Annotated in this window: 12 protein-coding genes; 7 read left to right on the plus strand and 5 right to left on the minus strand. The window is 60.5% G+C overall.

The window, feature by feature from the left end:
• The first annotated feature begins 94 nt into the window (after positions 1-94).
• The 3 genes from C8K63_RS11025 (at position 95) to pdxH (ending at position 3033) form a co-directional block, all read left to right on the plus strand.
• Positions 95-1240 (plus strand): serine hydrolase domain-containing protein, encoded by a 1146-nt coding sequence (locus C8K63_RS11025; protein WP_108216722.1) that lies wholly within the window; start codon positions 95-97, stop codon positions 1238-1240.
• A gap of 113 nt (positions 1241-1353) precedes the next feature.
• Entirely contained in the window at positions 1354-2361 is a 1008-nt protein-coding gene (locus C8K63_RS11030; protein ID WP_108216723.1) for an OmpA family protein, read from the plus strand.
• A 24-nt stretch (positions 2362-2385) separates the two neighbouring features.
• The gene (gene pdxH / locus C8K63_RS11035; RefSeq protein WP_108216724.1) at positions 2386-3033 is read left to right on the plus strand and encodes a pyridoxamine 5'-phosphate oxidase; all 648 of its coding nucleotides are present in this window, start codon (positions 2386-2388) and stop codon (positions 3031-3033) included.
• A gap of 5 nt (positions 3034-3038) precedes the next feature.
• Here the strand turns inward: pdxH and C8K63_RS11040 are convergent, their stop codons facing one another.
• Complete coding sequence (locus C8K63_RS11040) at positions 3039-3275, minus strand: hypothetical protein (protein ID WP_108216725.1); 237 nt, start codon at positions 3273-3275, stop codon at positions 3039-3041.
• A gap of 164 nt (positions 3276-3439) precedes the next feature.
• Here C8K63_RS11040 and C8K63_RS11045 point away from each other — a divergent pair, with 164 nt between their 5' ends.
• The gene (locus tag C8K63_RS11045) at positions 3440-3904 is read left to right on the plus strand and encodes a glycine zipper 2TM domain-containing protein (RefSeq protein WP_108216726.1); all 465 of its coding nucleotides are present in this window, start codon (positions 3440-3442) and stop codon (positions 3902-3904) included.
• 103 nt (positions 3905-4007) lie between these two features.
• Here the strand turns inward: C8K63_RS11045 and nhaA are convergent, their stop codons facing one another.
• Positions 4008-5195, minus strand: coding sequence for a Na+/H+ antiporter NhaA (gene nhaA / locus C8K63_RS11050; protein WP_108216727.1), 1188 nt, complete (start codon positions 5193-5195; stop codon positions 4008-4010).
• A 247-nt stretch (positions 5196-5442) separates the two neighbouring features.
• Here nhaA and C8K63_RS11055 point away from each other — a divergent pair, with 247 nt between their 5' ends.
• A complete protein-coding gene (locus C8K63_RS11055; protein ID WP_177413312.1) occupies positions 5443-6540 on the plus strand; it encodes a PLP-dependent cysteine synthase family protein in 1098 nt (365 codons plus the stop codon).
• 95 nt (positions 6541-6635) lie between these two features.
• On the opposite strand, the gene C8K63_RS11060 is transcribed toward C8K63_RS11055, so the two are convergent.
• Together C8K63_RS11060 and C8K63_RS11065 are read right to left on the minus strand one after the other, a co-directional pair.
• On the minus strand, positions 6636-8249 hold the full coding sequence (locus C8K63_RS11060; RefSeq protein ID WP_108216729.1) for an NAD(P)/FAD-dependent oxidoreductase: 1614 nt from the start codon (positions 8247-8249) through the stop codon (positions 6636-6638).
• 107 nt (positions 8250-8356) lie between these two features.
• On the minus strand, positions 8357-9025 hold the full coding sequence (locus C8K63_RS11065) for a COG3650 family protein (protein ID WP_108216730.1): 669 nt from the start codon (positions 9023-9025) through the stop codon (positions 8357-8359).
• 173 nt (positions 9026-9198) lie between these two features.
• Here C8K63_RS11065 and C8K63_RS11070 point away from each other — a divergent pair, with 173 nt between their 5' ends.
• Complete coding sequence (locus tag C8K63_RS11070; protein ID WP_108216731.1) at positions 9199-9555, plus strand: hypothetical protein; 357 nt, start codon at positions 9199-9201, stop codon at positions 9553-9555.
• 12 nt (positions 9556-9567) lie between these two features.
• Here the strand turns inward: C8K63_RS11070 and C8K63_RS11075 are convergent, their stop codons facing one another.
• The gene (locus tag C8K63_RS11075; RefSeq protein ID WP_108216732.1) at positions 9568-10167 is read right to left on the minus strand and encodes a short chain dehydrogenase; all 600 of its coding nucleotides are present in this window, start codon (positions 10165-10167) and stop codon (positions 9568-9570) included.
• A 107-nt stretch (positions 10168-10274) separates the two neighbouring features.
• Here C8K63_RS11075 and C8K63_RS11080 point away from each other — a divergent pair, with 107 nt between their 5' ends.
• Positions 10275-11183 carry a LysR family transcriptional regulator gene (locus C8K63_RS11080; protein ID WP_108216733.1) on the plus strand — a complete coding sequence of 303 codons (909 nt, stop codon included), beginning with the start codon at positions 10275-10277 and terminating at the stop codon, positions 11181-11183.
• The last annotated feature ends 111 nt before the right edge of the window (positions 11184-11294 follow it).

The following is an 11294-nucleotide window of genomic DNA, read 5'->3' on the forward strand; positions in this document are numbered from 1 at the left end:
CGCCACAACCATCCAGCTCAACCCTGTTCCCAAAACCCTCAAGGGCTGGAACAATGCCGACCACTTTGTAGAGCGTTAATCCGGGGAGTTGCGGGTGCAGATTCAGGGTCATTACGAGCTTAAGTTCGAAGCGGTGCGAGAGGCGTTCGCGGCGCTGTTCGACGATCCTCAGGAGCGTGGCGCAGCGTTGTGCATCCAGGTCGGTGGCGAAACCGTCCTCGATCTGTGGGCCGGCACTGCGGACAAGGACGGGGCCGAGGCTTGGCACAGCGACACCATCGCCAACCTGTTCTCCTGCACCAAGACCTTTACCGCCGTCACCGCGCTGCAATTGGTGGCCGAAGGCAAGCTGCAACTGGATGCCCCGGTTGCGCGCTACTGGCCCGAATTTGCCGCTGCCGGCAAAGAGTCCGTTACCCTGCGTCAACTGCTTTGCCATCAGGCCGGCCTGCCGGCATTGCGCGAGTTACTGGCCCCCGAAGCCCTTTACGACTGGCAAACCATGGTCGACGCCCTGGCCGCCGAAGCGCCGTGGTGGACGCCGGGCGAGGGTCACGGTTACGCGGCGATCACCTATGGCTGGCTGGTCGGTGAATTGCTGCGCCGTGCCGACGGTCGTGGACCGGGGGAATCCATCGTCGCGCGGGTCGCCAAACCGTTGGGCCTGGACTTTCATGTCGGCCTGGCCGACGAAGAGTTCTATCGTGTGGCCCACATTGCGCGGGGCAAGGGCAATGTCGGCGATGCCGCCGCCCAGCGCCTGCTGCAAGTGACCATGCGTGAGCCAACGGCCATGACGACCCGGGCGTTCACCAACCCGCCGTCGATCATGACCAGCACCAACAAATCCGAGTGGCGACGCATGCAGCAACCGGCCGCCAATGGCCACGGCAATGCCCGCAGCCTGGCCGGCTTCTATGCAGGCCTGCTCGACGGCAGCCTGCTGGAAAGCGAAATGCTCGATGAACTAACCCGCGAGCACAGTCTCGGCGAGGACAAGACTTTACTGACCCGGACCCGTTTCGGCCTGGGTTGCATGCTCGATCAACCGGATGTTGCCAACGCCACCTTCGGCCTTGGTCCGCGGGCGTTTGGTCATCCCGGCGCCGGCGGTTCCGTTGGCTTTGCTGACCCGGAGCACGATGTGGCCTTCGGATTTGTGACAAATACCCTGGGGCCGTACGTCTTGATGGATCCGCGCGCGCAAAAGCTGGTGCGGGTTCTGGCCACTTGTCTGTAAAAGCGGTCATCGGGTTCCAGTGCTGGAACCCGATTGCCTTTCCAGTTTCAAAGCGTCTGTTTATACGGGCCGATGTGGCCTGATTTTTTTGACTTCATTTTTGTGGATATCCAATGTCATCCAATAAAACCCTCGCCTTGGCCCTGTGCTTCGCTATTACCGGTTGCGCACAGACTCCACAGAAAGACGCGGCGGCCCCCGTTGCCAAGACTGAAAGCAGCAGCCACTGGTACTGGCCATTCGGTTCGGACGACAGCGCCGACAAGCCCGCGGTCAAGCCGCAGGTAAAACCTGAAGTCAAACCCGTTGCGGTGGCCAAGGCCGAAACCGCTAGCGGCAGCAAGTGGTACTGGCCGTTCGGCGGCAGCGAGCAGAGCACCGCCAAGGCTGTGCCGATGCCCGACCCGAAAGTCACCCAGGCCTGGCTTGACGACTACGAACCGCGCCTGCGCGAGGCGGTCAAGGGCAGCAACATGCAACTCGAACGCCGCGAAAACGTGCTGGTGGTGACTGCGCCGGTCGAAGGCTCGTTCAATCCTGATCGTCCGGCCATGCTGCTGCCGGTCACACTCGGTCCGTTTACCCGGGTTGCGAAAATCCTTGAAGCCGATCCAAAGACCTCTGTCTTGATCCTCGGCCACAGCGATACGTCCGGCGCTGCGCCTGCCAACGTCAAACTGAGCCAGGAGCGCGCCCAGTCCGTTGCGGCGATTTTCCGTCTCAGTGGTTTGCAGCGTGATCGCTTGATGCTGCGTGGCCTGGGCGGTGATGCGCCGCGTGCCGCCAACGACAGCGTGCAAGGGCGTGCGTTGAACCGCCGCGTGGAATTGCTGGTGACTCCGCAAAACACCATGGTCGCGCTGCTGAGCAAGTACAACATGCCGGCGCCAGCCCCGGTGACCATGGTCGCTGCCGCTGACGTCAAACCGGTTGCCAAGCCTGTGACACCGGCCCCAGCGACTAAAAAGGCTGCTGTTCCAGCGACGAAAAAAGCCCCGGCGAAAAAAGCGTCGGCCAAGAAAACACCTGCGAAAACCGCAACGCCGGCAAAAAAGACCACGCCAGCCAAAGCCTCGACGGCTGACAAGAAAGTCGCCACCACCGATACTGCAAAGCAGTGATAGGTTAACCAAAAGGAATGCGCCATGACCCAGGGCCTGGCTGATATGCGTCGTGACTACACCCGTGATGGCCTGACCGAGGCACAAGCCCCGGCCGAGCCGTTTGCGCTGTTCCACCAGTGGTTCGCCGACGCGGTGAAAACCGAACAGGCGCCGGTGGAAGCCAATGCCATGACCCTGGCCACCGTCGACCAGGACGGTCGACCGCACTGTCGCATACTGTTGCTCAAGGGCCTGGACGAGCAGGGCTTCACCTTTTTCACCAACTACGAAAGCGCCAAGGGCCAACACCTGGCCACGAATCCGTTCGCGGCCATGACGTTTTTCTGGCCGGCGCTGGAGCGCCAGGTGCGCATCGAAGGGCGGGTGGTGAAGGTCACGCCTGAAGAGTCCGATGCCTATTATCAGGTCCGTCCACTGGGCAGTCGCCTGGGGGCCTGGGCATCGCCGCAGAGCCGCGTGATCGCCGGTCGTGGCGAGTTGGAAGCGCTGCTCAAGGACACCGAGCAACGTTTCAGCGACACCCAGCCGCATTGCCCGGAACACTGGGGTGGTTATCGCCTGCTGCCGGAGCGCATCGAATTCTGGCAGGGCCGCCCAAGCCGCCTGCACGACCGCCTCAATTACCGCCAGCAGGGCGCCGACTGGATTCTTGAACGTCTGGCCCCCTGAGCAGTTTACCCACCGGGATAGTCTGCCGCAGCGGCCTCCAGCCACTTCGGCAGGTCTCGACGCTTGATCTTCTGCGCCTGAGCACTCGCCAACCGTTCGAGCATGAAGGCTTTTTTCTGCTCATCCTTGCCCGCCAGCGCTAGTGCCAGGTCGCGGTCCATCCAGCGTTTGATCCGCACGTACAGCCACCAATGGAAGTACAAACCGGCAACAGTCGTGACGACGATGATAAAATAGTCCATGAGAGTCCTTGGCCAGTGGGCAGTTTTCCGATTTTGCCGCTACTGTGTGAGTTCGCGGAGGCGCCTTAACGGAGCCTGAATCAAACCAATTTTATCCGGGCGGTGCCGTGACAGGCGTCAAGCTGCGGAGTTTAATGAATATCTGTTTCTTTGGAGTTGATGCTATGCGTAAGTCTGTTCTACTGGTTGCTTCCTTTTCCACGATGGCAATGTTGCTCACTGGTTGCCAATCGAGCCTGACCGGTGACTCCTACTCCCGTGACGAAGCACGTCGCGTGCAGACCGTTCGCATGGGCACCATCGAAGCATTGCGTCCGGTGAAAATCGAAGGCACCAAAACCCCGATCGGCGGCGCTGCAGGCGCAGTGGTCGGCGGCGTGGGTGGCAGCTCGATCGGTGGTGGTAAAGGTAGTGTTGTTGCTGCGGTCATCGGCGCAGTCGCTGGCGGCCTGATCGGCTCGGCCGCTGAAGAAGGCTTGACCCGCACCCAGGGCGTGGAAATCACCGTGCGCGAAGATGATGGCAGCATGCGCGCCTACGTTCAGGAAGTTCAGCCAAACGAAGTGTTCCGTGTTGGTGAGCGTGTGCGTATCGCCAGTGTGGGTGGCACCAGCCGCGTTTCGCACTAAGCGTAAACACCGGATAAACAAAAAACCCGATCAGGTGACTGATCGGGTTTTTTGTTTTTGGCTGAGGCGAGTCTTGATTGGCACCAAGCGTTATCGCGGTTTATCAGGATGCCAGGCTGGAACCCTTGCGACTCGCCATGGCCGTCACCCCATAACCGATCAGCGCGGCCAGAATCGAACCGGTCAGGATTCCCATGCGATCCATCCCGGCGAAATCACTCACCCCCGGCTCAAAGGCCAGCGAGCCGACAAACAGGCTCATCGTAAAACCTATGCCGCAGAGAATCGCCACACCTAGTATCTGGCCCCAATTGGCGCCTTGGGGCAGGGCGGCGATACCGGTTTTCACGGCCAGCCAGGTCAGGCCGAAGACACCGACGGTCTTGCCCAGCAACAACCCGATGGCGATGCCCATGGGGACGTGGTGAGTGAAGCTTTCGACGGTGACACCGCTCAGGGACAGGCCGGCATTGGCAAACGCGAACAGCGGCAGAATGCCGTAGGCGACCCACGGGTGCAGGGCGTGTTCCAGGGTCAGCAATGGCGAGGGCTCGGCATTTTTCGTGCGCAGCGGAATGCAGAAAGCCAGGGTCACACCGGCCAGCGTGGCGTGGACACCGCTCTTGAGCACGCAAACCCAGAGTATCAAGCCAATGATCATGTAGGGCCCGAGCTTGACCACGCCGAGCCGGTTCATCCCGATCAGCGCTGCAATACAGGCCGCGGCCAGCGCCAGGGACAGGGTCGACAGGGCGCCGGAATAGAAGATTGCGATAATGATGATCGCGCCGAGGTCGTCGATGATCGCCAGGGTCATCAGGAACAGTTTCAGCGAGACCGGAACGCGTTTGCCCAGCAGCGCCAGCACGCCAAGGGCGAAGGCGATGTCGGTAGCGGTCGGGATTGCCCAGCCGTTGAGGGCCGGTGGCGTGTCGCGATTGAGGTACCAGTAGATCAGCGCCGGCACCACCATGCCACCAATCGCCGCCGCGCCAGGCAGGACGATTTGCGACGGTTTGGACAACTGGCCGTCGAGGACTTCGCGCTTCACTTCCAGGCCGATCAGCAGGAAAAACAGCGCCATCAGGCCGTCGTTGATCCACAGCAGCAACGGCTTGGCGATGTTAAGCGCGCCGATCTGCGCCACCACGGGGGTGTCCAGCAGGCCGTTGTACAACCACGCCAGCGGCGAGTTGTTGATGATTAGAGCCAGAACGGCAGCGGCGATCAGTAACAGACCGCTGGCAGCTTCCAACTGAAAGAAACGCGTGAAAGTGCTACGCAGAGGCAAGGTCGCTCTCCATCCGTGAGTTCAAAAGGTGTTACACCCTAACAAGTACTGTTAGTTGTTAAAACAAAAGTTATATTCTTTTTTGTTATATGCCGTTACAGAGTGAGCCGCTAGTACCAAGCTGAGCCTAGCAGTTGTCGGGCGTATTGGACCTCAGCTGTATCTGTGCTGGATGTAGGTTTTTTCCTAAGCTTGTTGGATGAGCCTTGATAAAAGGCCGACTCCTGCCCGATTCAACGAGAAATCCATCATGAGCGACAACCGACAGTGGTCCCGCGAAGCGATCCGGATCATCGAAGCCGATTTCCAGCGCAGCGCCGACACCCACCTGATCCCCTTGCCGCTGCCGGGTTTTCCTGGCATCGAGTTGTACTTCAAGGATGAATCCAGCCACCCCACGGGCAGTCTCAAGCACCGACTGGCCCGTTCGCTGTTCCTGTACGCGCTGTGTAATGGCTGGCTCAAGCCAGGGGCGCCGGTCATTGAGGCTTCCAGCGGTTCCACGGCGATTTCCGAAGCGTACTTCGCGCGTATGCTGGGCTTGCCATTCATTGCGGTGATGCCGGCGACTACCTCGAAAGAAAAGATCGCGCAAATCGCCTTCTATGGCGGCCAAAGCCACCTGGTGGACGATCCGACCCAGATCTATGCAGAGTCCGAGCGCCTGGCCCGCGAGCACGACGGGCACTTCATTGACCAGTTCACCTACGCCGAGCGCGCCACCGACTGGCGGGCGAACAACAACATTGCCGAGTCGATCTTTCATCAGATGCGTTTCGAGCAGCACCCCGAGCCGAGCTGGCTGATTTCCAGCCCCGGTACCGGGGGCACCACGGCCACCCTGGGCCGATACGTGCGTTATCGCCAGCATTGCACCCGCGTGCTGTGTGCCGATGCCGAGCGTTCGGTGTTCTTCGATTACTACCAGACCGGCGATGCCAGCCTGCGACTGGACCACGGCTCGCGGATCGAAGGTATCGGTCGGCCGCGTGTGGAGGCGTCGTTTTTGCCCAAGGTGATCGACGCGATGGTCAAGGTGCCGGATGCCCTGTCACTGGCGGCCATGCACTACCTGGCGGAGCGTTTGGGACGCCATGTGGGCGGGTCGAGCGGGACCAACCTGATCGGCGCACTGATGGCCGCTCAACACATGAAGGCGCAGGGGGAGACGGGGTCGATGGTGGCGATTCTGTGCGACAGTGGCGAGCGCTACGCCACGACCTATTACGATCAGGACTGGCTCAAGGCTCAGGGGTATGAATTGAGTGGTTTGATGGCTGCAGTGGCAGCGACGGTGGAGCGGGGTGAGGCACTGCCGGCTAGCGTGTTGCGCGCCAATATCTGACACAAATGAAAAGATCGCAGCCTTCGGCAGCTCCTACAGGGAATGGTGTAAATCCTGTAGGAGCTGCCGAAGGCTGCGATCTTTTGCTTTAAGGCTTAAGCCTCGAGGCCGAGGATATCCCGAGCCACAGCCTCGGCAATGCGAATCCCGTCAACACCCGCCGACAGAATCCCACCTGCATAACCGGCACCCTCACCGGCCGGGAACAGACCTTTCACGTTCAGGCTCTGCAACGACTCGTTGCGGGTAATGCGCAGCGGTGAGGAGGTACGGGTCTCGATGCCGGTCAACACCGCATCGTGCAGCGAGTAACCACGAATCTGCTTTTCGAACGCCGGCAAGGCTTCGCGAATCGCTTCGATGGCGAACGCCGGCAGTGCCAACGCCAGATCACCCAGGGCAATACCCGGCTTGTAGGACGGTTCGACGCTGCCCAGTTCGGTGGACGGTTTACCCGCGATAAAATCGCCGACCAGTTGCGCCGGGGCTTCGTAGTTGCTGCCGCCCAGCACAAAGGCGTGGGATTCCAGGCGTTCCTGCAGCTCGATACCGGCCAGCGGGCCGCCCGGATAGTCGACTTCCGGGGTAATGCCGACGACGATCCCGGAGTTGGCATTGCGCTCGTTACGCGAGTACTGGCTCATGCCATTGGTGACCACGCGGTTCGGCTCGGAAGTCGCCGCCACCACCGTACCGCCCGGGCACATGCAGAAGCTGTAGACCGAACGGCCGTTCTTGGCGTGGTGCACCAGTTTGTAGTCGGCGGCGCCCAGTTTCGGGTGGCCGGCGTATTTGCCCAGGCGGGCACGGTCGATCAGCGATTGCGGGTGCTCGATGCGGAAACCCACCGAAAACGGCTTGGCTTCCATGAACACGCCTCGCCCGTGAAGCATGCGGAAGGTGTCGCGGGCACTGTGGCCGAGGGCGAGGATCACGTGCCTGGAATGTATCTGCTCGCCACCATTGAGCTCGACGCCGACCAGTTGGCCGTCTTCGATCAATACGTCGGTGACCCGCTGCTGGAAGCGCACTTCGCCGCCGAGGGCGCGAATCTGCTCACGCATGTTTTCCACGACGCCGGTCAGGCGGAATGTACCGATGTGCGGTTTGCTGACGTAGAGGATCTCTTCCGGCGCGCCGGCCTTGACGAATTCGTGCAGGACTTTGCGACCGAGGAATTTCGGATCCTTGATCTGGCTGTAGAGCTTGCCGTCGGAGAAAGTCCCCGCGCCGCCTTCACCAAATTGCACGTTGGACTCGGGGTTGAGCACGCTTTTGCGCCACAGGCCCCAGGTATCCTTGGTGCGCTGGCGTACTTCGGTGCCGCGCTCGAGGATGATTGGCTTGAAGCCCATTTGCGCCAGCAGCAGCCCGGCGAAAATCCCGCACGGACCGAAGCCGACGACGATCGGACGTGCGCTCAGGTCGGCCGGTGCCTGGCCTACCGCTTTGTAACTGACATCCGGAGCCACGTTGACGTTACGGTCATCGGCGAACTTGTGCAGTACCGCCGCCTCGTCGCGAACTTCAAGGTCGATGGTGTAGATGAAGCACAGCTCGGAGGACTTTTTACGCGCATCGTAGCTGCGCTTGAACAAGGTGAAATCGAGCAGGTCATCGCTGGCAAGCCCTAAGCGCTGCACGATGGCAGGGCGCAGGTCTTCATCGGGATGGTCGATCGGCAACTTGAGTTCGGTGATTCGTAACATGGCGGGATCCGGTTCGCGGGGCGCACAACTGCGCCAGGGCGTTTGAAGCCGGCGATTATAAGCCCCAAAGACAGCGTCCAGTGAGGCAAAAACCGCCTCTCGTCGAATCAGTCGTCGCGCGAGCCGCCGAAATACCCGCATCCACGCTGGACCTGGCCGTCAACGCGCAGCTCGGCACTCATGTGCTGGATGCTGCCAGTTCTGCTGTCGACGCAACGTTGCGGTGCAACCCACAGTTCTATGTGTTGGTTATTGACTTCGGTGCTGAGGTTGAAACGGCCGTCGCCCAGTTGCTCTTCCACGTAGGGCACGGCGAGGGGCGGCTGGCCGGCGCTGTCAATGACCATGCCTTTGCCGCTGACCTTGACGTCCCACTCCGGCGTATGGCCGGCGGCGCGCAGGGTCAGCAGCTTGAAATTCGGATCGTCGCACGCGGTGCCCGAGCGCTCGACGCGGTACAACTGCTCCAGATCGAGCTGGCCGTCACCACCGCTGCCGGCCACAACGCGCCCACGCACGTCGGCAAACAGTTTGCCCTGCTTGTCCGCCAGGTTTGCGGCCTGCTGCAGGACGCTGGTACCGCCCGTGTCGTTGACCACGTAGCGGTTTGCCTGGTTGCACGGCTGGAACAGCAGCTTGCCGTCCGCCGCGGTCAACTGGCCTTGCATGCGTGTCTGGCCGACGTGGGAGGCGTTCTGCCGTTCGCCCTCGAACAACTGGCAAGCGGCGAACAGCGGAAGCAGGGCTATGAGGACTAGGGAACGGGCAACACGCATCTTGGGGTCTCCTGACAAGTGCCGCCACGTTACTCAGGCTGACCGTTCATCACAAGGCTGGAGTTGCTCTCTGGCAAAGTAGAGGGTGATTTGCGGCAACATCTTGTGAATTATTCCGATGCCGAGTTTCAGGGTGCCAAAGGTAAGCTGCCGCGGTTTTACAGGGGGCGGATATGAAGAACGCTATGGGCTGGAAGAGCTGGTTGTTTTTAATTGTGATGACGGGGGCCACGGGCAGTCAGGCTGCCGAGATCAATTTGTCTTCGGCAACCGACTTCACCCGAATGGATTTGCTATTGAAGGACAACGACAGACTTCATTCGGTGTTTGAAATGAATGTCACGCTCAGTCCTGAAGCAACTGAGCGCATGCAGCGCATTAGCCTCGAGTCGGTAGGCCAGAAATTGACGCTATCGATCAATGGCTGGAAGGTTTCTGAGACGACAGTGCAATCGGTCCTGGGATCGCAGTTCAGAGTGTCCATCCCGAAAGCCATCGCCAAAGACCTCTTGCCCACGTTGGTTGATTGAGCTTGAACCGGCTCAGCCTACCTGAAAGGTCTGACCCGTTTGCAGGCCTTCCACGCTTTTGGCGTAGGCCAAGGCCACATCCGCCGCAGGAACCGGCTTGAAGCCACGGAAGTACGGCGCGTATTTGCCCATGGCCTCGACCAGGACGTTCGGGCTGATCGAATTCACACGCAAGCCGCGGGGCAGTTCGATGGCGGCGGCCCGGACGAAGCTGTCCAGTGCACCGTTGACCAAGGCTGCCGAGGCACCACTGTAAATCGGATCGTGACTGAGTACGCCAGTGGTGAAGGTGAACGAAGCGCCGTCGTTGGCGAACTCGCGACCGATCAGCAACAGGTTGACCTGGCCCATGAGTTTGTCTTTCAGGCCCAGGGCAAAGCTCTCTTCGGTCATCTCATTGAGCGGGGCAAAGGTCACGTTGCCCGCGGCGCACACCAGCGCGTCGAATTTGCCGGTCTGCGCGAATAGTTTGCGAATCGAGGCGCTGTCACTGATGTCCACCCGGAAGTCGCCGCTGGTGCGACCGATGCGGATGATTTCGTGGCGTTGCGATAGTTCTTTGTCGATAGCCGATCCGATGGTACCGCCTGCGCCGATCAAAAGAATTTTCATGGAAGCTGATCCTCGTTATGGGTTGAACAAGGCATCAGTTTAGAGTGGTTTTTTCTCTAGATAAGCGCACTAATAGGCAACCTTTGGTTTTCAAATGGAAACAATCCATGAGTGAGATGGATGACCTGGCCGCGTTCGCCGTATTGATCGAAGCGGGAAGTTTCACCCTGGCGGCGCAGCAGCTCGGTTGCAGCAAAGGCCAGCTGTCCAAGCGCATCAGCCAGTTGGAGGCGCAGTTTTGCGTGGTGCTGTTGCAGCGCACCACTCGCCGTTTGAGCCTGACGGCAGCCGGCGCTGCGTTGTTGCCACAGGCTCAGGCGCTGGTGGTGCAAGTCGAGCGGGCGCGTCAGGCGCTGGCGCGGCTGAAGGACGACATGGCCGGCCCGGTACGGATGACAGTTCCGGTATCGCTCGGGGAAACCTTCTTCGATGGCTTGTTGCTGGAGTTCTCCGCCAGGTATCCCCAGGTGCAGATCGAACTGGAGCTCAACAACAGCTACCGCGAACTGTCCCGCGACGGCTTCGATCTGGCGATTCGTTCTGACGTGGCGATTGACCAGCGACTGGTGGCGCGTCCGTTGCTGGCTTGGCAAGAACTGACCTGCGCCAGCCCGGCTTACCTGGAGCAATACGGTGAACCGCAAACGCCCCAGGCGCTGGCCGAACATCGTTGCCTGCTCAACAGCCATTACAGCGGCCGCGAAGAATGGCTGTATCACCAGCAGCATGAATTGTTGCGGGTGCGGGTGTCGGGGCCGTTCGCCAGCAACCACTACAACCTGTTGAAGAAAGCCGCACTGGTCGGTGCCGGTATTGCGCGCCTGCCATCCTACTGTTTGCCAACAGAACTGGCCGACGGGCGTTTGCGATGGCTCCTGCGCGATTATCAGACCCGCAGCATGCCGATGTATCTGGTGCATCCTTATCAGGGCGGATTGCCCAAGCGCACGCAGGTGCTGGCGGATTATTTGATCGGGTGGTTCAAGCGCAGTGGGGAGGCGCTGGATCGACTGTAGCGACCCCCTGTAGGAGCGAGCTTGCTCGCGAAGAACGTATAGACACCACGTTCATCCAGCCAGCCACCGTCATCGTTAACGTCCATCGCGAGCGAGCTCGCTCCTACAAGG

It is taken from the genome of Pseudomonas sp. GV085, from assembly GCF_003050925.1.
Taxonomy (GTDB): Bacteria; Pseudomonadota; Gammaproteobacteria; order Pseudomonadales; family Pseudomonadaceae; genus Aquipseudomonas.

Bases quoted from the DNA above. Each gene is read 5' to 3' on its own strand.
- C8K63_RS11070 (WP_108216731.1), top strand. From the start codon at position 9,199: ATGAAGAACGCTATGGGCTGGAAGAGCTGGTTGTTTTTAATTGTGATG.
- C8K63_RS11045 (WP_108216726.1), top strand. From the start codon at position 3,440: ATGCGTAAGTCTGTTCTACTGGTTGCTTCCTTTTCCACGATGGCAATG.
- C8K63_RS11080 (WP_108216733.1), top strand. From the start codon at position 10,275: ATGAGTGAGATGGATGACCTGGCCGCGTTCGCCGTATTGATCGAAGCG.
- C8K63_RS11060 (WP_108216729.1), bottom strand. From the start codon at position 8,249: ATGTTACGAATCACCGAACTCAAGTTGCCGATCGACCATCCCGATGAA.
- C8K63_RS11075 (WP_108216732.1), bottom strand. From the start codon at position 10,167: ATGAAAATTCTTTTGATCGGCGCAGGCGGTACCATCGGATCGGCTATC.
- C8K63_RS11030 (WP_108216723.1), top strand. From the start codon at position 1,354: ATGTCATCCAATAAAACCCTCGCCTTGGCCCTGTGCTTCGCTATTACC.
- pdxH (WP_108216724.1), top strand. From the start codon at position 2,386: ATGACCCAGGGCCTGGCTGATATGCGTCGTGACTACACCCGTGATGGC.
- C8K63_RS11040 (WP_108216725.1), bottom strand. From the start codon at position 3,275: ATGGACTATTTTATCATCGTCGTCACGACTGTTGCCGGTTTGTACTTC.
- C8K63_RS11065 (WP_108216730.1), bottom strand. From the start codon at position 9,025: ATGCGTGTTGCCCGTTCCCTAGTCCTCATAGCCCTGCTTCCGCTGTTC.